At 71.0% G+C, this 23103-nt stretch carries 23 protein-coding genes; 10 read left to right on the top strand and 13 right to left on the bottom strand.

Features of this window, described 5'->3' with window-relative positions; genetic code table 11:
* The first annotated feature begins 2 nt into the window (after nt 1–2).
* The 3 genes from meaB to H4696_RS29080 all read left to right on the top strand — a co-directional run bounded on the left by meaB (nt 3) and on the right by H4696_RS29080 (nt 2852).
* Nucleotides 3–998: a methylmalonyl Co-A mutase-associated GTPase MeaB gene (meaB, locus tag H4696_RS29090; protein ID WP_086865289.1), complete on the top strand. Its 996-nt coding sequence runs from the start codon at nt 3–5 to the stop codon at nt 996–998.
* A 49-nt stretch (nt 999–1047) separates the two neighbouring features.
* A complete protein-coding gene (locus H4696_RS29085; protein WP_086865288.1) occupies nt 1048–1353 on the top strand; it encodes a hypothetical protein in 306 nt (101 codons plus the stop codon).
* 197 nt (nt 1354–1550) lie between these two features.
* Entirely contained in the window at nt 1551–2852 is a 1302-nt protein-coding gene (locus tag H4696_RS29080) for an amidohydrolase (RefSeq protein ID WP_192782599.1), read from the top strand.
* 298 nt (nt 2853–3150) lie between these two features.
* Here H4696_RS29080 and H4696_RS29075 read toward each other — a convergent pair whose 3' ends face one another.
* Nucleotides 3151–3603 carry a gamma-glutamylcyclotransferase family protein gene (locus H4696_RS29075; protein WP_191984024.1) on the bottom strand — a complete coding sequence of 151 codons (453 nt, stop codon included), beginning with the start codon at nt 3601–3603 and terminating at the stop codon, nt 3151–3153.
* A 128-nt stretch (nt 3604–3731) separates the two neighbouring features.
* Between H4696_RS29075 and H4696_RS29070 the strand changes: the two genes are divergently transcribed.
* From H4696_RS29070 to H4696_RS29050, 5 genes are all read left to right on the top strand, one after another.
* The gene (locus tag H4696_RS29070; RefSeq protein WP_086861037.1) at nt 3732–5132 is read left to right on the top strand and encodes an NAD(P)H-quinone dehydrogenase; all 1401 of its coding nucleotides are present in this window, start codon (nt 3732–3734) and stop codon (nt 5130–5132) included.
* Between the two features lie 49 nt (nt 5133–5181).
* Nucleotides 5182–5673 carry a hypothetical protein gene (locus H4696_RS29065; RefSeq protein WP_249027021.1) on the top strand — a complete coding sequence of 164 codons (492 nt, stop codon included), beginning with the start codon at nt 5182–5184 and terminating at the stop codon, nt 5671–5673.
* A 142-nt stretch (nt 5674–5815) separates the two neighbouring features.
* Nucleotides 5816–6328: a hypothetical protein gene (locus H4696_RS29060; protein ID WP_086861035.1), complete on the top strand. Its 513-nt coding sequence runs from the start codon at nt 5816–5818 to the stop codon at nt 6326–6328.
* A 192-nt stretch (nt 6329–6520) separates the two neighbouring features.
* A complete protein-coding gene (locus tag H4696_RS29055) occupies nt 6521–7180 on the top strand; it encodes a class F sortase (protein ID WP_086861033.1) in 660 nt (219 codons plus the stop codon).
* Between the two features lie 86 nt (nt 7181–7266).
* Nucleotides 7267–8070 (top strand): VOC family protein, encoded by an 804-nt coding sequence (locus tag H4696_RS29050; protein ID WP_086861031.1) that lies wholly within the window; start codon nt 7267–7269, stop codon nt 8068–8070.
* A 45-nt stretch (nt 8071–8115) separates the two neighbouring features.
* Here the strand turns inward: H4696_RS29050 and glpK are convergent, their stop codons facing one another.
* Both glpK and H4696_RS29040 read right to left on the bottom strand, forming a co-directional pair.
* Nucleotides 8116–9630 carry a glycerol kinase GlpK gene (glpK, locus tag H4696_RS29045; protein WP_086861029.1) on the bottom strand — a complete coding sequence of 505 codons (1515 nt, stop codon included), beginning with the start codon at nt 9628–9630 and terminating at the stop codon, nt 8116–8118.
* A 31-nt stretch (nt 9631–9661) separates the two neighbouring features.
* Nucleotides 9662–10411, bottom strand: a complete 750-nt coding sequence (locus tag H4696_RS29040; protein ID WP_192782598.1) for an MIP/aquaporin family protein — start codon at nt 10409–10411, stop codon at nt 9662–9664.
* A gap of 235 nt (nt 10412–10646) precedes the next feature.
* Here H4696_RS29040 and H4696_RS29035 point away from each other — a divergent pair, with 235 nt between their 5' ends.
* The gene (locus H4696_RS29035) at nt 10647–12380 is read left to right on the top strand and encodes a glycerol-3-phosphate dehydrogenase/oxidase (RefSeq protein WP_086861027.1); all 1734 of its coding nucleotides are present in this window, start codon (nt 10647–10649) and stop codon (nt 12378–12380) included.
* Between the two features lie 262 nt (nt 12381–12642).
* Here the strand turns inward: H4696_RS29035 and H4696_RS29030 are convergent, their stop codons facing one another.
* The 6 genes from H4696_RS29030 to H4696_RS29005 all read right to left on the bottom strand — a co-directional run bounded on the left by H4696_RS29030 (nt 12643) and on the right by H4696_RS29005 (nt 17477).
* The gene (locus H4696_RS29030; protein WP_086861025.1) at nt 12643–13173 is read right to left on the bottom strand and encodes a GNAT family N-acetyltransferase; all 531 of its coding nucleotides are present in this window, start codon (nt 13171–13173) and stop codon (nt 12643–12645) included.
* Between the two features lie 48 nt (nt 13174–13221).
* Nucleotides 13222–14241 carry a hypothetical protein gene (locus H4696_RS29025; protein WP_086861023.1) on the bottom strand — a complete coding sequence of 340 codons (1020 nt, stop codon included), beginning with the start codon at nt 14239–14241 and terminating at the stop codon, nt 13222–13224.
* A 74-nt stretch (nt 14242–14315) separates the two neighbouring features.
* Entirely contained in the window at nt 14316–14702 is a 387-nt protein-coding gene (locus tag H4696_RS29020; protein ID WP_086861021.1) for a DUF1707 SHOCT-like domain-containing protein, read from the bottom strand.
* A 7-nt stretch (nt 14703–14709) separates the two neighbouring features.
* Nucleotides 14710–15243: a DUF1707 SHOCT-like domain-containing protein gene (locus H4696_RS29015; RefSeq protein WP_086861019.1), complete on the bottom strand. Its 534-nt coding sequence runs from the start codon at nt 15241–15243 to the stop codon at nt 14710–14712.
* Between the two features lie 58 nt (nt 15244–15301).
* Nucleotides 15302–17095 (bottom strand): acetyl/propionyl/methylcrotonyl-CoA carboxylase subunit alpha, encoded by a 1794-nt coding sequence (locus H4696_RS29010; RefSeq protein ID WP_086861017.1) that lies wholly within the window; start codon nt 17093–17095, stop codon nt 15302–15304.
* A gap of 106 nt (nt 17096–17201) precedes the next feature.
* Nucleotides 17202–17477 carry an SAV_915 family protein gene (locus tag H4696_RS29005; protein WP_086673790.1) on the bottom strand — a complete coding sequence of 92 codons (276 nt, stop codon included), beginning with the start codon at nt 17475–17477 and terminating at the stop codon, nt 17202–17204.
* A gap of 129 nt (nt 17478–17606) precedes the next feature.
* On the opposite strand from H4696_RS29005, the gene H4696_RS29000 reads away from it, so the two are divergent.
* Entirely contained in the window at nt 17607–18341 is a 735-nt protein-coding gene (locus H4696_RS29000; RefSeq protein ID WP_086861014.1) for a hypothetical protein, read from the top strand.
* 77 nt (nt 18342–18418) lie between these two features.
* On the opposite strand, the gene H4696_RS28995 is transcribed toward H4696_RS29000, so the two are convergent.
* The 4 genes from H4696_RS28995 to H4696_RS28980 form a co-directional block, all read right to left on the bottom strand.
* Complete coding sequence (locus H4696_RS28995) at nt 18419–19771, bottom strand: dicarboxylate/amino acid:cation symporter (RefSeq protein WP_169735004.1); 1353 nt, start codon at nt 19769–19771, stop codon at nt 18419–18421.
* Between the two features lie 99 nt (nt 19772–19870).
* On the bottom strand, nt 19871–20500 hold the full coding sequence (locus H4696_RS28990) for a Maf family protein (RefSeq protein ID WP_086861010.1): 630 nt from the start codon (nt 20498–20500) through the stop codon (nt 19871–19873).
* Nucleotides 20501–20781: 281 nt separating this feature from the next.
* The gene (locus tag H4696_RS28985) at nt 20782–22395 is read right to left on the bottom strand and encodes a DHA2 family efflux MFS transporter permease subunit (protein ID WP_086861008.1); all 1614 of its coding nucleotides are present in this window, start codon (nt 22393–22395) and stop codon (nt 20782–20784) included.
* Complete coding sequence (locus tag H4696_RS28980; protein ID WP_086861006.1) at nt 22376–23002, bottom strand: PadR family transcriptional regulator; 627 nt, start codon at nt 23000–23002, stop codon at nt 22376–22378. The genes H4696_RS28985 and H4696_RS28980 overlap by 20 nt, the downstream gene beginning before the upstream one ends.
* Nucleotides 23003–23103 lie beyond the last annotated feature (101 nt).

Raw genomic sequence — 23103 nt, 5'->3', positions numbered from 1 at the left:
CCTTGCCGCGCAAGATCGACGTCGGCGCCTACGCCAAAGGGGTCCTCGCGGGGGACCGCGGGACGCTGTCGAAGGCCATCACGCTCGTCGAGTCGCAGCGGGAGGACCACCGGGCGCGGGCGCAGGAACTGCTGATCGAGCTGCTGCCGCACTCGGGCGGCGGGCGGCGCGTCGGCATCACCGGCGTCCCCGGTGTCGGCAAGTCGACGTTCATCGACCAGCTGGGCAGCGACCTGACGGCGGCCGGGCACAAGGTCGCCGTGCTCGCGGTCGACCCGTCGTCCACGCGGACCGGCGGGTCGATCCTCGGCGACAAGACCCGGATGGCGCGCCTGGCGGTCGACGAGCGGGCGTTCATCCGGCCGTCGCCGACGTCGGGGACGCTCGGCGGCGTGGCGCGGGCGACGCGCGAGACGATCGTGCTGATGGAGGCCGCCGGCTACGACACCGTCCTGGTCGAGACCGTCGGGGTGGGACAGTCCGAAGTGACCGTCGCCAACATGGTGGACTGCTTCCTGTTCCTGACGCTCGCGCGCACCGGCGACCAGTTGCAGGGCATCAAGAAGGGCGTGCTGGAACTCGCCGACGTCATCGCCGTCAACAAGGCCGACGGCGACCACGAGCGGGACGCCAAGCGCGCCGCCCGCGAGCTTGCGGGCGCGCTGCGGATGATCTACGGCCCCGAGGCCGCGTGGACCCCGCCGGTGCTCACCTGCAGCGGGCTGCACAACCTGCGCCTGGACGAAGTCTGGGCCGCGATCGAGAAGCACCGCGAGACGCTTTCGGCATCCGGCGAGCTGGAAGCGCGCCGCCGCCGGCAGCAGGTCGACTGGACCTGGGCGATGGTGCGCGAGCAGTTGCTCAGTCGCCTGGCGGCGCATCCGGCCGTGCGAACGGTCGTTCCCGACGTCGAACGGGCGGTGCGCGCCGGTGAGCTGACGGCTACCCTCGGTGCACAGCGGATCCTCGACGCGTTCGGTCCACCGCGTGGTGGCTGACGCGCGGGCGTTCCGCGGGGAGAATGCCTGGTCGTGGCGAAGGGATGACATGGCGAAACTGCGGCTTCTGGTCCTGGTCGGGGTGCTCGGTGCGGTGCTGTTCACCGCGTCGCCCGCGCTGGCCGGGCCGGTGCGGGTGCACACCACGGCATCGGTGACCGCGGCGCGCGTCGCGGTGGCGCCGGCCCCGGCGCAGACCCAGCCACCGGGCCCGGTGCTGGATCCGGCCCAGACCGACAAGGCGAACACCCAGAAGACGAAGAACAAGCTGGTCGCCGGCCTGATCGCGGTCGTGCTGCTCGGCATCGTCATCTGGGGCAGGCGGGTCCGTTCGAAGAAGACCAAGGGATCCTGACGCCTTCGGCTTTGCCGAACTACTGCACGCCGTTCAACGCAGATCCGCTACCGGCCATCTAGGACGGCCCTTTTCGAGGCGCGGCTTGCCGCCTGCATGGTGCACGATCGTCTGCAAATGCGTACAACAGATCGATCGGCACGAAGCGTGACCCCAGCCGCTGCGCGGGTTACCCGTGTTGCGGGAGGAGGTGCGGCGTGACGGTGCTGGACTCACGGCCGGACGTTCCAGGTGACCCCCATGGGCGCATGATGACCCCTATGGAGGGGCCTGAGGCGCTCATTTCCGAAGCCGGCGTAAGCATGGCTCCCGTGGAGGACCTTGGCGCGGGCCGCGGCCCGTTCTGGCTCGACGACTGGCTGCGCGCCAACGCGACCGACGTGCTCGCCTGGCGCCGGCACATCCACGCGCACCCGGAGCTGTCGCGGCACGAGTTCGCGACCACGGAGCTGGTCGTCACGCTGCTGCGCACCGTCGGGCTCAAGCCGTGGGTGCTCCCCGGCGGCACCGGCGTCGTCTGCGACATCGGCAGCGGCGAGCGGTGCGTGGCGCTGCGCGCGGACATGGACGCGCTGCCGCTCACCGAGGCGACCGACCTGCCCTACGCGTCGACGGTCGAGGGCGCGGCCCACATGTGCGGCCACGACGCCCACACGGCGATCCTGCTCGGCGCGGCCCGCGCGCTGGCCGGCGCGCCGGAGCTGCCCGGCCGCGTCCGGCTGATCTTCCAGCCGGCCGAGGAGGTCATGCCCGGCGGCGCGCTGGACATGATCGCGGCCGGCGCGCTCGACGGTGTCGAGCGGATCTACGGCCTGCACGTCGACCCGCGGCTCGAAGTGGGTTCGGTGGGCATGCGCGTGGGCGCGCTGACGTCCGCGGCGGACCTGATCGAGCTGCGGCTCACCTCGCCGGGCGGCCACACGTCCCGGCCGCACCTGACGGCCGACCTGGTCCACGCGCTGGGCACGGTGATCACGTCGCTGCCCGCGGTGCTCTCGCGCCGGGTCGACCCGCGCTCCGGCACCGTCCTGGTGTGGGGCGCGGTCCACGCGGGCCAAGCGGCCAACGCGGTGCCCCAGGACGGCGTCCTGCGCGGCACGCTCCGCACGGCCGACCACGAGGTCTGGACTTCGCTGGAGCCGCTGGTGGCGTCCTCTGTGGAGTCCCTGCTGGCCCCGACCGGCGTCGGCTTCTCGCTGGACTACCGCCGCGGCGTCCCGCCGGTGGTCTCGGACGCGGACTCGACGGCGCTGATGCGCGCGGGCGTCGAAGCGGCCCTCGGCGAGCGCGCGGTGGCCGGCACCGAGCAGTCCTCCGGCGGGGAAGACTTCGGCTGGTACCTCGAGCACATCCAGGGCGCGTTCGCCCGCCTGGGTGTCTGGTCCGGCCCGCCGGCGCCGCAGTCGGACATCCACCGCCCGACGTTCGTCCTCGACGAGCGTGCCCTGCTCTGCGGGGTCCGCACACTGGTCCACACCGCTTTGGCGGCGCTCGCCTGAGCGGGAGTTGTCCACAGCTTCACCGAGTTGTCCACAGGCCGTGAACCGGCCCTTCCCTCGATCGGGGGAAGGGCCGTTTTGCGCGCCCGCGCACCGGCGGGCAGACTGGTCGACGGCCCGTGGTGCCCGGCTCGCCGACCTGGTGTTTTCGTTGTACCGCAAGGAAATTCGCGTTCGCCCGGACCGGGGCCGGAGGCGACACGCACACGCCCTCCGGCGCGCTCGACGGGGTGCCCGCGAGATCTCACGCGGGCTCGTGGTAGCGCTCAGGCCACCGAGTTGTCCACAGGGTGTGGAGTCAGCCGCTGATGCCCGAACAGGGCCGGGTCCGCAGGTCGTCGACGTAGTCCGCCGGCGCCCCGGCCGCCTCCGCGGCATCGGCCAGCACGCCCAGGTACCGCGCCGAGGGCAGGCCGCCCTCGTAGGCGTCCAGGACGTACAGCCAGGCCAGCGCCGAGCCGTCCATGGTCTGGACCCGGAGCCGGATCTTGGTGTGCATCCCGAGCTCGCCGCCTTCCCAGCGGTCCAGCCCGTCCTCGTCCAGCGGGGTCACGTCGTAGAGAACGACGAAGACCCGGGATCCCGGGTCTTCGACGATCGTGGCCAGGGCACCTTCCCAGCCGAGGTCCTCGCCGCCGAAGGTCAGGCGCCACCCCTCCAGCCAGCCGGTGCCGGCCATCGGAGAGTGCGGCGCGCGCTCCAGCATCTGGGCGGGCTCCATGTTCGATCCGTACGCGGCATACAACGGCACGACGACAGCCTAGCGACCTCTCCCTCTCCCGAGTGGACGCACTCGCCGTGTTCGCCCACTTCAGTGTCCGGACACCTGCGCCGCGTACGGTGAGAGCACCGCACACGAGCACATCGAGGAGGACTCAGGTGACCAGGATCGTGATCATGGGCGGGGGCCCGGCCGGCTACGAAGCCGCGCTCGTCGCGGCCCAGCACGGCGCCGACGTCACGATCGTCGAACGGGACGGCCTGGGCGGCGCCTGCGTGCTCTACGACTGCGTCCCGTCGAAGACGTTCATCGCGAGCTCCGGCGCGCTGGCGAAGATGCACGACCTCGGCGAGCTGGGCATCAACACCGACCTGGCCGACACCAGCGTCGACCTCCCGACCGTGCACGGCCGCGTGAAGGGCCTCGCGCTCGCGCAGTCCGCCGACATCCGCGCCCGCGTCCAGCGCGAAGGCGTCCGCGTCGTCATCGGCGAAGCCCGCTTCTGCGACGAGGAAACCGGCCTCGCCACCCACAAGGTCGCCGTGACGACGAAGGACGGCACCGAGGCCCTGCCCGCCGACGTCGTCCTGATCGCGACCGGCGCCACCCCGCGCGTCCTCCCGGGCGCGGTGCCGGACGGCGAGCGCATCCTCGACTGGCGCCAGCTCTACGAGCTCCAGGAACTGCCGGAGCACCTCGCCGTGATCGGCTCGGGCGTCACCGGCGCCGAATTCGCGTCCGCCTACACCGAGATGGGCGTCAAGGTCACCGTCGTCTCCAGCCGCGACCGCGTCCTCCCGCACGAGGACGCCGACGCCGCCGCGGTGCTCGAAGAGGTCTTCTCGCAGCGCGGCACGACCGTGGCGAAGCAGGCGCGCGCCGACCGCGTCGAGCGCACCGACAAGGGCGTCGAGATCCACCTCGCCGACGGCCGCGTGATCGAAGCCAGCCACGCGCTGATGACCGTCGGGTCGATCCCGAACACCCAGGACATCGGCCTCGACAAGGTCGGCATCGCGCCCGGCCCCGGCGGGTTCATCACCGTCGACCGCGTTTCGCGCACCTCCGTTCCCGGGATCTACGCCGCCGGCGACTGCACCGGCGTGCTCATGCTGGCCTCGGTGGCGAGCATGCAGGGCCGCATCGCGATGTGGCACGCGCTGGGCGAGGGCGTCGCGCCGATCAAGCTCAAGACCGTCGCCGCCAACGTGTTCACCCACCCGGAGATCGCCACCGTCGGCATCAGCCAGCAGGCGATCGACTCCGGCGAGGTGCCCGCGCGCACCATCATGCTGCCCCTGGCCACCAACGCGCGCGCGAAGATGGAGGGCCTCCGCCGAGGCTTCGTGAAGCTGTTCTGCCGCCCCGCCACCGGCGTGGTCGTCGGTGGAGTCGTCGTGGCGCCGCAGGCGAGCGAGCTCATCCTCCCCATCGCGCTCGCCGTCCAGAACCAGCTGACAGTGGACCACCTGGCACTGACATTTTCGGTCTACCCGTCGCTGTCGGGGTCGATCACCGAGGCCGGGCGCCAGCTCATGCGCCACGACGATCTCGACTGAATACGGCCGGTCCGGTAGGCAACCCGTCGCGCCCTGTCGCGTCTTGTCGGTGGTAAGGCTGAAGGACGCGAAGGGTGCGATGGTGCGCAAGACGGTGGTTTTCGTTGCGGCAGCGGTGTTCGGGGCGACGGCGCTGGCGGCGCTGGCGGCGCCCGCGACGGCGCAGAGCGGCAGTCCCACGGCGCCCGCGCCGGCCGGCAGCGTCCAGCTCAACGTGAACACCGCGATCAACCAATCGCTCGTGGACAAGTACGTGCGCGACGCGCCGAACGTCGCGCTGGCCAAGTGCGAAGGCGCTTCGCCGAAGTTCGCCTCGCCGGTGCTGGACTTCGCCAACTACACCCCGGGCCCGTTCATGGGCGCGGACGCGAACATCAGCGCGGACGCCACCCTCAAGCCGGGCACGGCCGCGGGGGAGTACCCGCTGACCGTCACCTGCGGCGGCCAGACGTACACCACGAAGTTCACGGTGCCGGCCGCTCAGGTGGCGAAGGTGCCGGCCGGTGCCGCGAAAGCTGGCGACGGCAGCATGGCAGGCTGATTCTTTCTTTTTTCCGAAACCGCCCCGGAGTGCGCTCCGGGGCGGTTTTTTCATGACGCGTTCGTGACCTTCCGGTGCAACCGATCGCAGGTGGGGACGTCTTTGGAGGTAACGAGCGCGTTCATTCGACAGGGGAGAAAGAATGAAGAAGACTGCCGTCGCCACGGGTTTCGCCGCCGTTTTCCTGGTTCTCGCACCAGGCGCGGCGCTGGCGGCGACGCCGGCCACCGGCCCGGCGCCGGACGGCCCGTTCTCGCGGATCACCCGGCTGCTGACTGTGTCCCCCGCCCAGGCGCAGCCGGGCGCGCGCGTGAAGCTGGACTTCGCCTGCCAGACCCGTGAGCCCGCCGAAAAGGTCGCCGTGCGGTCGGCCGCGCTCGTGTTCGGCAAGGGGATGTGGGCCACCGGCACCGTGAAGGACGTGAAGCCCGGCAAGTACGCCGTCACGCTGCACTGCGGCCCGGAGACCTCGACCGCGACCCTGGAAGTCCTGCCGGTGCGGAAGCAGGTCGTCAAGGTGCCCGCGGGCGCACCGCAGACGGGCGGCACTGACGCCCCGGCCGAGGGCTCCCCGCTCGCGGCGGCGGCCGCCATGGGCGCGCTCGCCCTCGGCGGCACCGGTCTCGTGCTCGCCCGCCGGTCTCGCCAACGCTGACGGCGTGGCCCGCGCACCTCGGCAAAGTGGCGCCGGGCGGCGCTCGCGGTTGTCTTGAATGACTCATTCAGGTTCCCGGAGGTCCTGAATGAGTCATTCAAGACGTCGGCGGGGCGGCCGGGTACCGTCGGGACTCAACCGAAGAGACCACCCGGACGTGTGAACGGCGGGCGAGGAACGACGGGGGAGAACATGCCGACGAGGATCACGAGCAGACGGGGCTACCTGATCGCCCTCGTCCTCGCGTTGCTGGCCGCGCTGGTCGTCGTGGCGCTGGTGTTCAGCGGCGGGTCCGAGCCGCCGACCGCCCAGCCGCCGCCCGCGCGCCCGGTCGCCGTGCAGCCCGAACCCGACCCCGAACCCGCCGTCGCCGGGCAGAACGCCGTCGCGGCGCTGCCCAAGTCCGCCCCCGTCTCGATCGACATCCCGAAGATCGCCGCGCACTCGTCGCTGGTCCCGCTCGGGCTCAACGCCGACAACACCGTCGAGGTGCCGCCGGTGACCACCCCGCTGCAGGCCGGCTGGTACACCTACGCGCCGACGCCGGGCGAGACCGGCCCGGCCGTCGTGCTCGGGCACGTCGACGGGAACCACCAGAAGGGGATCTTCTTCCGGCTCAAGGAGCTCGCCGCCGGCGACCGCGTGTCGATCGCCCGCGAGGACGGCACGACGGCGGTCTTCGAGGTGACGAAGGTGCACCAGGTGCCGAAGAAGGACTTCGAGGCCGAAGGCGTCTACGACGACACCCCCGGTCCCGAACTGCGCCTCATCACCTGCGGCGGCGTCTTCGACCGGACCGCGCGCAACTACGTCGACAACATCGTCGTCTACGCGAAGCTCGTCGGGCACTGAGTCCTTCGGCCCTGGTTTTGTCGGTGGTGGGTGCCAGACTGTGTCGGCCGTCACCCCGGCGGCGTTCACGAGGGTTGGGAGTCGACATGGTGTTCCGGGACGAGCGGTGGCCGGACGGCACGCCCAGTTGGGTGGACCTGATGGTGCCGGACCAGGCGAAAGCGGTGGCCTTCTACAGCGGCCTGTTCGGCTGGGACGTGCGGACGGGCGGTGAGGAGACCGGCTTCTACGGCATGGCGGAGCTGCGCGGCCGTCCCGTCGCCGGCATCGGGCAGACGCCACCGGGTCAGGAAATGCCCGCGGTGTGGACGACGTACCTCGCGGTGTCCGATGTGGACAAGACGGTCGCGGCGATCACCGAGGCCGGCGGCCAGGTCGTGATGCCGGTCATGGAGGTCATGAAGGAAGGCCGGATGGCCGTGGCGGCCGACCCGGCGGGCGCGGTCTTCGGCCTGTGGGAGGCGGGGAACCACATCGGCACCCAGGTCACGGCGGCCCCGGGCACGCTGGCCTGGAACGAGTGCATGAGCCGCGACTTCCCGGCGGCGAAGGCGTTCTACGAAAAGGTCTTCGGCTACGGCTTCCAGGACCTGTCGAACGACGACTTCACGTACGCGGTCCTGCTGCTCGACGGCCGCCCGGTCGGCGGCCTGGGCGCGCTGCCGGCGTCGGTCCCGGCGGAGGTCCCGTCGAACTGGTCGGCGTACTTCTCGGTGGCGGACGCCGACGCGAGCGCGGCGAAGGTCGTGGAGCTCGGCGGGCAGGTGCTGGACCAGCCGTTCGACTCACCGTACGGCCGGCAGGTGCGGGTGCTGGACGACCAGGGCGTGCCGTTCCTGGTGATCGCGCCGAACGAGCAGTCGGGCAAGCCGGAGGGCTGGGAGGAGTGAGCGAGCAGGCCGGAGGCGCGTCACCGCGCCCCCGGCCCGGATCGGTCAGTCGTCGTCGGAGACCCAGTCGAAGGTCTTCGTCACGGCCTTCTTCCAGTTCCGGTACTCGCGCTCGCGGCGGGAGTCGTCCATCGACGGGTCCCACTGCTTGTCCTGCGCCCAGTTGGTCCGGATGTCGTCTTCGGACTTCCAGAACCCGACCGCCAGCCCGGCGGCGTACGCGGCGCCCAGCGCGGTCGTCTCGTTGACCACCGGGCGGATCACCGGCACGCCGAGGATGTCGGCCTGGAACTGCATGAGCAGCTCGTTGACCACCATGCCGCCGTCGACCTTGAGGGAGGTGAGCGCGACCCCGGAGTCGGCGTTCATCGCGTCGATGACCTCGCGCGACTGGAACGCCGTCGCCTCCAGCACCGCGCGGGCGAGGTGGCCCTTGTTGACGAACCGGGTGAGGCCGACGATCGCGCCGCGGGCGTCGGAACGCCAGTAAGGAGCGAACAAGCCGGAGAACGCCGGGACGAAGTACGCGCCGCCGTTGTCCTCGACGCTGCGGGCGTGCTCCTCGATCTCGGCCGCCGTGGCGATCATGCCGAGGTTGTCGCGCAGCCACTGCACCAGCGAACCGGTGACGGCGATGGAGCCTTCCAGCGCGTACACCGTGTCGTTCGAGCCGATCTTGTAGCAGACCGTGGTGAGCAGCCCGTTCTGCGACATCACCTTCTCGGTGCCGGTGTTGAGCAGCATGAAGTTGCCGGTGCCGTAGGTGTTCTTGGCCTCGCCGGGCGAAAGGCAGGCCTGGCCGAACGTCGCGGCCTGCTGGTCGCCCAGGATGCCCGAGATCGGGACGCCCGCGAGCGCGCCCTTCTCGCGGACCTTGCCGTACTCCTCCGAGGAGGAACGGATCTCCGGCAGCATCGAAAGGGGGATGCCCATCTCGCCGGCGATCTCGGCGTCCCACTGCAGGGTGTCGAGGTCCATCAGCATGGTGCGTGACGCGTTCGTGGGGTCGGTGACGTGCACCCCGCCGTCGGCGCCGCCGGTCATGTTCCACAGCACCCAGGTGTCCATGTTGCCGAAGATCAGGTCGCCGGCTTCGGCTTTCTCGCGCGCGCCTTCGACGTTGTCGAGGATCCACTTGATCTTCGGCCCGGAGAAGTACGTCGCGAGCGGGAGGCCGACCTTGGCGCGGTAGCGCTCCTGGCCGCCGCCGAGGTTGCCGAGCTCGGTGACGATCCGGTCGGTGCGGGTGTCCTGCCAGACGATCGCGTTGTAGACCGGCTTGCCGGTCTTCTTGTCCCAGACGAGCGCGGTCTCGCGCTGGTTGGTGATGCCGACGGCGGCGATGTCCTTCGCGGTCAGGTCGGCCTTGGCCAGCGCGCCCGCGGCGACCCGGCGGGTGTTCTCCCAGATCTCCTCGGCGTTGTGCTCGACCCACCCGGCCTTCGGGAAGATCTGCTCGTGCTCGCGCTGGTCGACCGAGACCACGCGGCCTTCGTGGTTGAAGATCATGCAGCGGGTCGACGTGGTGCCCTGGTCGATCGCGGCTACGTACGAAGTCATGTGCGCTCCAGGAATTCGGTAGGTCTGGCGATCACTTCAGGTTGTGGACGAGGAGGTAGAGCAGCGCGGCCAGCGCGCCGCCGGCGAGCGGGCCGACGACCGGGATCCACGAGTAGCCCCAGTTGGCGTTGGCCTTGTTCTTGATCGGCAGCAGGAAGGCGTACGCGATGCGCGGGCCGAGGTCGCGGGCCGGGTTGATGGCGTAGCCCGTCGGCCCGCCGAGCGACGTGCCGATCACGAGGACGACGAACGAGACGCCCGCGTAGCCGAGCGCCGAGTTGCCGAAGTTCGGCGTGCCGCCGTCGCCGGCGGCGAAGACCGGGCTGAGCAGGATCCACGCGACGAGCACGAAGGTGCCGATGATCTCGGTGACGAGGTTCCACGCGGTGTTCGCGATCTGCGGTGCGGTGGAGAAGATGCCGAGCGTGTTCTCCGGCTCGGGGTGGTCGTCGAACTGCAGCTTGTAGGCGGCCCAGCAGAGCACGGCGCCGAGGATGGCGCCGACCATCTGGCCGAGGAAGTAGAACGGGACGTCGGCCCACTCGGTCTTGCCCGAGATGGCCAGGCCCAGCGTCACCGCCGGGTTGAGGTGCGCCCCGCTGGGGGCGGCGATGCTGGCGCCGGTGAAGACGGCGAACGCCCAGCCGAAGTTGATGAACAGGAAGCCCGCGCCGTGTCCGTTGTTCTTGCGGAGCACGTGGTTCGCGACCACACCGTTGCCGAGCAGGATCAGCGCGGCCGTTCCCAGTATTTCCCAGACGATTATTGCCCCAGCACTCACCGCTGCACCTCCACACTGGACACTCTGCGCAGGGTCGATCACGGCGTGCCACGGCACCGTTGCCGACCCACGTCCGGGCGACGTTACCGGTGTGTCGAAGATCATTCCAGGCGCCGGGTAGTCGAATCTCTCCAAGATCGCGGAGGGTTACGCCACAAGTGTCATCCGTGGACGGGCGGATGATCACCGGGTCGTGCGATGCTGGAAGCCTCGCCGGCACGAGGAGGAATGTCACGTGGCGCAGTACGCAGCGGAGACGAACCCGGCTCGACTGGGTCCGGTCAAGCGGGAAGAGACGTGGCAGCGCCTCGGCAAGGAGACCTTCGACCTGGTCGTCATCGGCGGCGGCGTGGTCGGCGCCGGCACGGCGCTGGACGCCGCGACGCGCGGGCTCCGGGTCGCGCTGGTCGAAGCCCGCGATCTCGCTTCGGGGACGTCGAGCCGGTCGAGCAAGCTGTTCCACGGCGGCCTGCGGTACCTCGAACAGCTCGAGTTCGGCCTGGTCCGGGAAGCGCTTCGCGAACGCGAGCTGATGCTGACGACGATCGCGCCCCACCTGGTGAAGCCGGTGAGCTTCCTCTACCCGCTGACGCACCGCGTGTGGGAACGCCCGTACACCGCGGCCGGCCTGCTGATGTACGACACGATGGGCGGCGCCCGCAGCGTGCCCGGCCAGAAGCACCTGACCCGCGCGGGCGCGCTGCGGATGGTGCCGGCGCTCAAGCGGTCCGCGCTGATCGGCGGGATCCGCTACTACGACGCCCAGTCCGACGACGCCCGCCACACCATGACGGTGGCCAGGACGGCGGCGCACTACGGCGCGGTCGTGCGGACGTCGACGCAGGTCGTCGGGTTCCTGCGCGAGGCGGACCGGGTGTCCGGCGTGCGCGTGCGGGACGTCGAAGACGGCCGCGAGACGGAGATTTCGGCGGCCGCGGTGATCAACTGCACCGGCGTCTGGACCGACGAGCTGCAACGGCTCTCCGGTGGCCGCGGGCGGTTCCGCGTGCGCGCCAGCAAGGGCGTGCACATCGTCGTGCCGCGCGACCGGATCGTCTCGGAGTCGGGGATGATCCTGCGCACCGAGAAGTCGGTGCTGTTCGTGATCCCGTGGCGCAATCACTGGATCGTCGGCACGACGGACACGGACTGGAACCTCGACCTCGCCCACCCGGCGGCGACGAAGCACGACATCGACTACCTCCTCGAGCACGTCAACAGCGTGCTGGCGACCCCGTTGACGCACGACGACATCGAGGGCGTGTACGCGGGCCTGCGTCCGTTGCTGGCGGGGGAGAGCGAAGAGACGTCGAAGCTTTCGCGCGAGCACGCGGTGGCGCGGGTGGCGCCCGGCCTGGTGGCGATCGCGGGCGGCAAGTACACGACGTACCGGGTGATGGCGGCCGACGCCGTCGACGCGGCGGCGGTGGACCTGCCGGGCCGCTCGCAGCCGTCGATCACGGACAAGGTCCCGCTCCTCGGCGCGGACGGCTACCACGCGCTGGTCAACCAGGCCGATCACGTGGCCGCCGAGCACGGCCTGCACCCGTACCGCGTGCGGCACCTGCTGGACCGCTACGGCTCGCTGGTCAACGAGGTCCTGGCGGCGGCGAACGGCCGCCCGGAGCTGCTGAAGCCGATCGAGCACGCACCGGACTACCTGGGCGTCGAGGTAGTGTACGCGGCTTCGCACGAGGGGGCGCTGCACCTGGAGGACGTCCTGGCCCGCCGGACGCGCATTTCGATCGAGTACGCCCACCGCGGGGTGGACTGCGCGGAGCAGGTGGCGGCGCTGGTCGGCGAGGTCCTCGGCTGGTCGCCCGAAACGGTCAAGCGCGAGATCGAGGTCTACAACGCGCGGGTCGAGGCGGAGCGGGAGTCCCAGTCCCAGCCGAGCGACGAAGCCGCGGACGCGCTGAGGTCGGCGGCCCCGGAGGCGCGGGCCGGCATCGTGGAACCGGTGAGCTGAACCCCGTGAGGCCCGTGTGAGCAGCTTGCGTCCGCTGCCCGCACGAGCCGCACGGCGACCGGTCCGGCGGCACCCGCCGGACGGCCGTCTCCGACAGTTCCACTCGCCCGCGCGAACGCGCCGCCCGGGATTTCCTGGTCCTGGCTCGGGACGAGCCGGGCTTCCCCGCAGAGAAATCCGTGAGCGGCGATGCGCGGTGTGGAGTTGTGGAGACCCTCCGAGGGTCCCACGCCCTTGACCGGTGTTCAACCCGGGCGGGTGATCACGCCGTCCGGTGCCAGCGGATCAGGCGTTCACCCGTCGGGGCGAGCTCGTCCTCCGGGCCCAGCGGCGTGAACCCGCACCGCTCGGCGACGATCGCCGAAGCCGCGTTGCTCTCCTCGTACCGGTAGCTCACCTCGGCCAGCCCCAGCCCGCCGAAACCGAACCGCAGGGCCGCGCTCAACGCCGTCGTGGCGATCCCCTTGCCCCGCTCCGCCGGGTGGACCCAGACCGTCGCTTCCGCGTACGCCGCGTCCAGGTCGAGCTCGCGCAGGCCGACCTCGCCGAGCAGGCGCCCGGACGTCGGCTCGGCGATCGCCCACGAACAGCGCTCGTCGCCCGCCCACTGGGCCGCGCGCAGCGCCACGTACTCCGTGGCCTCGGCCAGGGTCCGCAGGCGGTAGTTCAGCACGTACTTGCGGTGCGTCGGGTCGGCGAACGCCTCCATCAGCAGCGGGCGGTCGTCCAGGTGCCGGTCGGCGCGCAGCTGGCGCAGGTAGTAGGTGCCCGCGTTGATCTCCACCGGTTCCACTCCGCCCAGCCTAGCCAGGCCGGGAGCACGCCGCTCCCGGCCTGGTGATCAAGGAGCCAGGCGCCAGACCACCGGCACGCCGTACGAGTCCCCCGGGCTGTTCGCCGCGAAGCCCGCCAGTGAGCCGTCGTCCGCCGCCACCCGGGCCTCGAACGTCGAGTAGCCGCTCGGCGCGCGGACCTCGCCCGGGGTCGTGGTGCGCCACACGATCGCGTTGCCGACGATGACCGGCCCCGACGGGTTCGGCACCAGCCCGGCCGTCAGGCCCGCCTTGTTGACGCTCAGCGCGCGCCCGCCGCCCGGCAGCTCGGCCCACGGGCTCGTCGCGGAGGACCAGCGCACGGCCTGCTCGACGCCGCCCCGGATCGCCGTCCCGACCACGACGCCGTTGCGGATCGCGTAGCCCCAGGCCTGGAGGGACGGCTCCGGCGAGAGGTGCCGGAGAACGCCGTCCTTCCACAGCGCCGAGCTGTTGCCCGAGTCGAACAGGATCGTGCCGTCCTCGTCGAGGTCGCGCGCGTAGTACGTGTCCGGCGTGCTCGGGATGAGCACCGGCGCGCTGCCGTCGGCGCGCCACAGGACCGCGGCCTCGGCGCCGCCGCTGCCGAACTTCGTGGCCCGGCCGAGCAGGTCGCCGCGGGCGTTGATCGCGACGCCGTAGACGTAGTCGTAGCCCGCCGGGACGTCCCGGATGTGGAACCCGGTCGCGTCCAGCGTGTACGCCCGGCTGATGAAGGTGTCATAGTCGTGCACCGTGCCGGCCACCACGCCGGCCGCGTTCTCGTCCTCGGCGAGCGCGGCTTCGTACCCGCTCGGCACGCCCCGCACCACCGGCTGCCCGTTCCGCCAGCTGACGACCGTCTGCACGCCGTTCACGTCGAACGTGCCGGTGTATTCGCCCTTGCCGTCCGATCCGGTCAGCCTGCCGGTGCCCCCGCCGGACGGCAGCGGCAGGACCGTCGGCTTCCACGCGATGCGGATCGCGGCGTCGGCGGGCTGCGCCAGTACCGCCACGGAAAGCGCGGCGACGACGGGCGCCACGACCCGCCCCCAGAACTTGGTCTTCATTTCTCTCCCTTGTCCCCGACCTGCACCCCCACCACGTCCGGTGCGGGGGTTCGGTTGCCCTGGGAAAGGAAGGGTCAGCGCGGGCGGCGGACCCGCGCGAGCGCCGCGACCACGAGCGGCAGCGCGACCGAGATGATCAGCAGCCTGCCGCGCGAAAGGATGAGCACCGCGATCGCCAGCACGATCGCGATCGGCACCGCGCTGCGCGTCAGGAACTGCGACAGCGCGGTTTCCCCGGCGGGTGCCGTCACCGGTGCGAAAGCGCCGTTCAGCAACGCGCTCGGCCGCGGGGACGGCAGGTCGTCGAACAGCGGGACGAGTTCGCTGACCCGTTTGGCCGCGGTGACCTTCGCGGTCCGGGACCCGTACTCGTCGATGTCGAGGCGGCCGCTGCGGACGTGCTCTTCGAGGACGTCCAGCGCGTCCTGGCGTTCGGCGTCGCTCAAGCGCATGTCGCCCACGGCGGGATCAGCGGCCCAGCTCGCGCCGGTAGGAGTCGCGCAGTTCGCGGCGGCGCTCCCGGTCGCGCAGGTGGCGGTCGTGGCGGCGGCGCTGGTGCTCGTCGTGGTTCCAGCCGTGGCCCCACATCGCCTTGCCGAAGACGCCGACGCCGATCGGGACGAAGATGATCGGCCACGCGAGCGTGCTGGTGGCGATCAGCGCGATCGCGGCGATCAGGGTCAGCGGGAAGATCGCGGCGAGGAACCGCTGCGGTGGTGACCAGCCGTCGGGGGTCCCCGAGGGCCGCGGCGCGGGTACGGCCGCCGGCTCGGGCGCCGCCACGGCCTGTGGGACGTCGTCGTACCGGGGGTGCGGGGCCGGGAGGTCCGCGAAGACCTCGCCGAGCTCGCCGCGCGTCTTGGCCGCGGTGATCCGGGCCGAGCGCTCGCCGTACTCGTCGATGTCCAGCCGCCCCGCGGTCATGTGCTCACCGAGCGCGGACAGCGCGGACTCGCGGTTCTGGTCGCTGATCCGCAGCTGCGGAGACGGGACTTCGGTCACGTAGTCGATGGTAGGCCGCCTCGGGGGCGGCCCACCACGACATCCGTAACGAACTGTCCTACTTGAGCTCGAGCAGCTGCGTGCCCTGCGTCACGGCGGCGCCGACCTCGACGGAAAGTCCGGTCACGGTGCCCGCTTTGTGTGCGGTGACCGGGTTCTCCATCTTCATCGCCTCGAGGACGACGATCAGCTCACCGGCTTCGACCGTCTGGCCCTCTTCGACGGCGACCTTGACGATGGTGCCCTGCATCGGCGCGGTGACGGCGTCGCCGCTGACCGCGGCCTTGGTGCCGCCGGCCCGCTTGCGCGGCTTCGCCTTGACGGCGGTGCCGCCCCCGCCGCCGCCTTCGAGCGCGAACCCGCCCGGCAGCGAGACTTCCAGGCGCCGCCCGCCGACCTCGACCACGACGTTCTGCCGCGGCTCTTCTTCGGCGGCCTCGACGTCCGGCGCCACGAACGGCTCGATCTTGTTGTCGAACTCCGTCTCGATCCAGCGCGTGTGCACGCTGAAGCCGTTCTCGTCGCCGACGAACGCGGGGTCGTCGACGATCACGCGGTCGAACGGCAGCACCGTCGCCATGCCCTCGACGACCATCTCGGCCAGGGCGCGGCGGCTCCGCTCGAGGGCGTTGTTCCGGTCCGACCCGGTGACGATCAGCTTGGCCAGCATCGAGTCGAACTGCCCGCCGATGACGCTGCCGGACTCGACACCGGAGTCGACGCGGATGCCCGGGCCGCTCGGCGCGACGAACTTGGTCACCGTGCCCGGCGCGGGCAGGAAGCCGCGGCCGGCGTCCTCGCCGTTGATGCGGAACTCGATGGAGTGGCCGCGCGGCTCGGGGTCTTCGGTGATCCGCAGCTTCTCGCCGCGCGCGATGCGGAACATCTCGCGGACGAGGTCGAGCCCGGTGGTTTCCTCCGAAACCGGGTGCTCGACCTGCAGGCGGGTGTTGACCTCCAGGAAGGAGATCGTGCCGTCGGTGGCGACGAGGTACTCGACCGTGCCGGCGCCGTAGTACCCGGCTTCCTTGCAGATCGCCTTCGCCGATTCGTGGATGCGTGCCCGCTGCTCGTCGCTCAGGAACGGCGCGGGCGCCTCCTCGACGAGCTTCTGGTGCCGCCGCTGCAGCGAGCAGTCGCGGGTGCCGACGACGATCGCGTTGCCGTGCATGTCGGCCAGCACCTGCGCCTCGACGTGACGCGGCTTGTCCAGGTAGCGCTCGACGAAGCACTCGCCGCGGCCGAACGCGGCGACCGCCTCGCGGGTGGCCGACTCGAACAGCTCGGGGATCTCTTCGCGGGTGCGCGCGACCTTGAGGCCGCGGCCGCCGCCGCCGAACGCGGCCTTGATGGCCACCGGCAGGCCATGCTCGTCGGCGAACGCGACGATCTCGGCGGCGTCCTGCACCGGCTCCTTGGTGCCCGGCACCAGCGGCGCGCCGGCGCGCATCGCGATGTGGCGGGCGGTGACCTTGTCGCCGAGGTCGCGGATGGCCTGCGGGCCCGGCCCGATCCAGGTCAGCCCGGCGTCGATGACGGCCTGGGCGAAGTCCGCGTTTTCGGAGAGGAAGCCGTAGCCCGGGTGCACCGAGTCGGCGCCGGAGCGCTTGGCGGCGTCCAGGAGCTTCTCGATGTTCAGGTAGCTCTCGGCGGCCGTGGTCCCGCCGAGCGCGAAAGCTTCGTCCGCGAGGCGGACGTGCGGTGCGTCGCGATCCGGATCGGCGTACACCGCGACGCTGGCCAAACCGGCGTCCTTGGCCGCTCTGATCACGCGTACCGCGATCTCGCCCCGGTTGGCGACCAGGATCTTGGTCACCGGACCACCGGTGGATTCGCCGACCTGCTCGGCCACCCCGCACCTCCTGCGTCCCGACAGCTCCATCGCTGACCGCCCACGCGGTAACGGGGAGTCTACGGATATGACGTCGCGAGTCAGTTGAGTGAGAGGTGAACCACGCTCAGACGTGGTGGCGCAGCTCCTGGGGCAGCGGCGAGTCGAGCACGATGACGTCGTACGGGTTCGCCGCGTGGACCTTCGGCAGGTGCTCGGTGTTCACCAGCACCCACGGCTGGTGCTCGCCGCAGCAGTCGATCAGCCGGTCGAGCGCGGTGAACGCGACCAGCGCGGTGCGGCCGTCCGGCGTCCGGCGCAGCTCGATCGACGCGCCTTCGGTCTCGGCGCTGGCCGGGCCGGTGGGCAGGTAAAGGGCGGGGGGAAGATTGGGGTTGGTCACCGGGACAACATAGACGGACACGCTGCGCGAGCTGCGACCTCACCGATCGGGTGCACCGCCGGGGGATTTCAGCCACATCGGCCCGGGCGTCGCCCACACACCGTCGCGAAGCGGCTTACGCTCTGTCTTATGCGGACTACGGCAGCGCGGACGCCCCGGTCGGCGCTGCTCACGGCGGTGCTGGCCGCGGTGGTGACGCTGGCCGCGATCGGCGCCGTGTTCGCCCTGCGCCCGCACCCCGAGGCGCCCGCCGGCGCGGCCGAACCCGCGGCGGCACCGGTGGCACCCGCGGTGACCTGCGGCGGAGGCCCCTGCCGCCAGCTCGCGGCGGTCACCGTCGGGGGCACGCCGGTGGTGCTGCTGACCGACACGTCGGGCGGCTCGGCGCGGCTGCGCGTCGGGCCCGAGCCGGGCACCGTGTTCGAGCTGGCGATCGCGCAGCTGGGCGTCCGGCTGGACCAGGACTCGTTGCGCTGCATCGACGGCGCCGCCCCGGCGTGCCTGGTCCGCGGCGACGTCGGCGACGACAGCGACGACGGCACGGCCGCGTACGGCGAGCTGCTGGTCGGCAGCGGGGGAGTGTGGCGCGACCCGGGCAAGCCGTACTACGCGGACGCCGGGACGCTGTCGCTCTACGACGTCACCGCCGACGGCCGCGCGGACGTCATCGTGGTCCGCCACGACTGCCCGGGCGCGGCGTCCGGCACCCCGAAGTGCGAAGCGTCGCCGGTGCTGGGCGAGGTGTACGACCTGACGGGCAAGTCGGTCGGCTGCACCCGCCGCTACACCGCGCCCTCGGACCTGCGCGGCTGGCCCGACATCCGCCTCACCCGCGCCGACCTCCGCACCTGCCCCACCTCCTGACCCGAACCCGCAGCTTTCCCCGTGAAAGTGTTGCGGAGGCCGGTCCTCCACAACACTTTCACGGGGAAAGTGACGGGTCAGGCGGGCGCGGGCTCGGTGTGGCGGGCCTCGGTGCCGTCGTCGCTGTGGAGCGGGGTGTCGGTCGGGGCGTTGAGGACCTCGTCGTCGAGGAGGCCTTCGCCGCGCGCCACGATCACCGGGACCGTGATCTGGCCGGCCACGTTCGTCGCCGTCCGCATCATGTCCATGATCGGGTTGACCGAGTAGATCAGCGCCAGGCCGATCGCCACCTGCTTGGCGTCGAGGCCGATGAACGACGTCGTCAGCGTGAACGCCGTCAGCCAACCGGTGGTCCCGGCCGTCGCCAGCGCGCCGACCACGGCGACCACCACGATGCCCACGTACTGCCAGAAGTTCAGCGACACCCCGGCCAGGTTGGCGACGAAGATCGCCGCGATCGCCGGGAAGACCGCCGCGCAGCCGTCCATCTTGGTCGCGCTGCCGAGCGGGGTCGCGAAGGCCGCGTACGCCGGCTGGACGCCGAGGTTGACCGCGGACTGGCGGGTCAGCGGCAGGGTCGCGGCCGAGGACTGCGAGGCGAACGCGAACTGGATCGCCGTGCCCGCCTTGGCGAAGAACTTCAGCGGGCTGACCTTCGCCACGAACCGCAGCAGGATCGGGTAGACGACGAAGAGCACGATCAGGCAGCCGACGTACACCGCGAGCGTGGTGGAGAACAGCGGCCGGAACAGCGCGTCGCCGTAGTTGGAGACGGCCGCGCCGATCAGGCCGACGATGCCGATCGGGGCCAGCCGGACGATCCAGCCGAGGTAGCGCTGGATGATCTCGAAGACGCTGGTGGTGAAGTCCACGAACGGCTTGGCCTTGTCGCCGAGGCTGTACGCGGCCGCGCCGATCACCAGCGCGAGGAAGAGCACCTGCAGCGTCTCGCCGTCGGCAAACGCTTTCACGAAGTTCTCGGGCACCAGGCCGTTCACGAAGGCGCCCCACGAGCCCCAGTGGTCGACGCTGGCCGCGGCCTTGTCGGCGTTCTTCGCCGTCGCCGCGACGCCACCGAGCCCGCCCGCGCCGGGGTCGAAGATCCGGCCGACCGCGATGCCGATCAGGGACGCGATGAACGACGTGATCGCGAACCACAGCACCGTCTTGCCGCCGAGGCGCGCGGCAGTGCGGCCGCCGCCGAGCCCGCGGAGGCTGTTGATGCCGACCACGATGGCCGTGAAGACCAGCGGGATCACCGCGATCTGCAGCAGCGTGGTGAAGATGGTGCCGATCTGGTCGAGGAGATCGGTCAGCCAGCCGGCTTCGGTCTGCCGTGCGACGACGCCGAGCGCGGCGCCGACGACGAGCGAGCCGAGAACCGCGGCCGCGAACACCCGCGGCTTGGTGTATGTCCGTACGAAAGACACGGGGCGACTCCGGTGCTCGAAATTTCCTGTCTTGCCTCGTGAAGAGAACGTTAGGCAAGAGGGCACTCTTCCGGATCACCCGTTCGTGTGGCGCCCTTCTCAGGATGCGGGACGCGCCCAGAGATCCACGACACCCACCCCGACCTCGGCCAGCAGCCGGCGCGTCAGCGGCAGGCTGATCCCGATGACGCTTGTGTGGCCGCCGTCGAGTCCTTCGACGAACCAGCCGCCCCGGCCGTCGATCGTGAAGCCGCCGGCCACGTTCAGCGGCTCGCCGCTGGCGACGTAGGCGTCGATCTCGTGCTCGCTCGGCGTGCCGAACCGGACGGTTGTCGACTCCCAGCCCGCGGCGTCCTTCGCGCGCGTCCCGCCGTCGAGCCGGACGACCGCGTGGCCGGTGAGGAGTTTACCGGATGTTCCGGCCATCGCGGCCCAGCGCTGCCGCGCGGTGTCCGGATCACCCGGTTTGCCGACCATCTGCCCGCCGATGTTGAGCATCGAGTCGCAGGCGACGACGACGGCGTCCGGGTGCACCTCGGCGACCTTGTCGATGACGGCTTCGGCCTTGGCCGCGGCGAGGGCGGCGACGAGCTCGGACGGCGAGGGATCGGTCAGCGCGGCGGCGACGGCGTCCTCGTCGACGCCGGAGACGAACACGGCGGGATCGAGGCCCGCGGAACGCAGGAGGGCGAGCCGGGCGGGGGACTGGGAGGCGAGGACGAACTGCACCCCGGAAACGTACCCGGACGCCTGTCGTGACCGAATTGTGACCGGCGCCACTTCGGGGGAGAGTTATTTTGTTGTGGCTCGCAACATATGGATCCGGTGCGGGAGGTGCCATGACCGTGCGCGTGACGGAGTCGACACCGGCGCGACCGCCGTGGTGGGCGAAACGGCGGTCGCCGCGGCGGCCGCAGCCGAAGCTGACTCCGCGCTGACGACTTCTCCGACCACCGCTCCCGCGGTCCGGTCGAGCCCCCGGCACCCGACACCGGGGGCTCGACCGGTTTTCAGGCCGCGGCGGCTTCGGGCGCCGGTGCCGGGGTTTCCCAGTGCGGCTTGACCTTCCGCAGCAACGCCGCCGAGAGAATCCCCAGCAGCAGCACGCCCATCGGCAGCAGCATCGTCACGCGGGCCGCGTCCGTGAGTCCACTGTGGACCGCGTCGGTGGCCAGCTTCCCGGCCTGCGCGGCGATTTCCGCCGGCAGCCCCGGCATCGGCGACGGGCCGCCGGCCGAGCCGAACTCACCCGTGCTCGCCGCGGCGTGCGCGATCCCCTCCGCGAACGGCGCCCGGTATTGCTCCGGCAGCTGCGAAGCCGCCTTCGTCGCTTCGTCCGCGATGGACGCGCTGATCCGTGCCTGCAGCAGCACGCCGATCGCCGCGCTGCCCAGCACGCCGCCGACCTGGCGGGCGGTGTTGAAGATGCCGGACGCCGTCCCGGCCAGCCGCGGCTCGACCGACCCCATCGTCATGTTGCTCATCGGCGAGAAGATGCAGCCGATGCCGAGCCCGCACACCAGCAGTGCCGGGATGAACGACCACGCGCTGCTCGTCGGCGTCGCCTGCAGCGCGATGATCCCCAGCCCGGCCGCGAGCGCGGCGAGGCCGAACACCACCAGGTACTTGCCGTTCACCTTGTCCGACGCGCGCCCGACGAACGGCGCCACGATCCCGGACAGCAGTGACATCGGCGCCGTCAGCAGGCCGCCCAGGGTCGGGGTCAGCCCGAGCACCGACTGGATGTAGATGACCAGCGGCAGGAACATGCCGGTCATCGCGAAGCCGACCGTGGTCGCGGTGAGCGTCCCCGCGGAGAAGTTCCGGTTCGAGAACACCTGCAGCGGCAGCAGCGGCTCGCGCTTGTTGTACCGCTGCCACACCAGGAACGCGGCCAGCAGCATCACGCCGGCGCCGATGATCTCGAAGACGGTGACGCCGCCGAAGACCGTGCCCCAGTCGTACTGCTGGCCGTTCTGGACGCCGAACACGATGCACAGCAGCGCCGCACTCGACAGGAAGATCCCCAGCAGGTCGAACGAATGCGAGTGCTTCGGCTGCCAGTCCGGGACCAGCAGCAGCGTGAGCACGATGGCGATCACGCCGATCGGCACGTTGACGAAGAAGATCCACTCCCAGCCGAGGTGGTCGACCAGCACGCCGCCGAGCAGCGGGCCGGCGATCGTCGCCAGGCCGGCGACGCCGCCCCACATGCCCATCGCCGGGCCGCGCTTGGCCGGCGGGAACAGGTGCGTGATGAACGCCAGCGTCTGCGGCGTCATCAGCGCGGCTCCGAGCCCCTGCACGGCCCGCGCGGCGATCAGCATCTCGGCGTTGCCGGACAGGCCGCACCACAGCGACGCGCCGGTGAACACGACCAGCCCGGCGAGGAACACCCGCTTCGGGCCGAAGCGGTCGCCGAGCCGGCTGGTGAACAGCATCGGCACCGCGTAGGTGAGCAGGTAGACGCTGATCACCCAGACGATCGAGTTCAGCCCGGCGTTCAGTTCGCGCAACATGGTCGGGATCGCGATCGACACGATCGTCGTGTCGAGCAGGATCATGAAGAAGCCGAGGCACAGCGCGCCGAGCGCGGCCCACGGGTTAGCTTGTCTGGCGTTCATCGTCGTCTTCCCTGGTGATGAGCGTGAGCTTGGGTTGTTCGCAGTCCTGGAACGGGATCCGCCCGGACTTGAGGTCGTCGAGGAGCCGCTCGGTCCACTCGAGCTCGAACTTCCGGTGGTCGCACTGGTAGCGCCAGTCGAGCCAGTAGATCGGCGGCGTCGCGTCGTCGGCCAGCCGCTGCAGCACGGCCTGGTCGGCGGCCACCGCGGCACGCAGCCGCGTGACCCGGTGGTCGAGCTCGATCAACGAGGTTTCGCGCCCCAGTTCGTCGATCACGGCGAGCCCGGTCAGGTAGGCGGGGAACTCCGCGGCGAGGTCGCCGAGCAGCTCGCGTCCGCGCTGGTTGAACTCGTCGAGGCCCGTCTGCGTCATGCCGTAGACGGTCCGTTCGGGCCGCTTGCCATCACGCTGCGTGTCGACGACCTCGATGAATCCGTCGCGCCGCAGCCGTTCCACGGTGTGGTAGAGCGAGCCGGCTTTGACGTTGACCCGCGTGTTGACGTACCGCTCACGCATGAGCTGAGCCATCTCGTACGGGTGCATCGGCTTCTCGTGCAGCAGCTCCAGCACGGCGATGCCGAGCGGCGTCAGCTTGGCCGAGGCCATGGGTAGATCCCTCCAGGTCGGTTATTCCACGTGGACTATACGACGTGGGGTAGCGACTGGTCCACGGCCATTCCTGTGACCGTCCGTGCACAGCGTGAAGG

The organism is Amycolatopsis lexingtonensis (assembly GCF_014873755.1).
Lineage (GTDB): Bacteria > Actinomycetota > Actinomycetes > Mycobacteriales > Pseudonocardiaceae > Amycolatopsis > Amycolatopsis lexingtonensis.
Note: the sequence above shows the minus strand (reverse complement) of the source record. Positions and strands in the feature narration are given on the sequence as shown.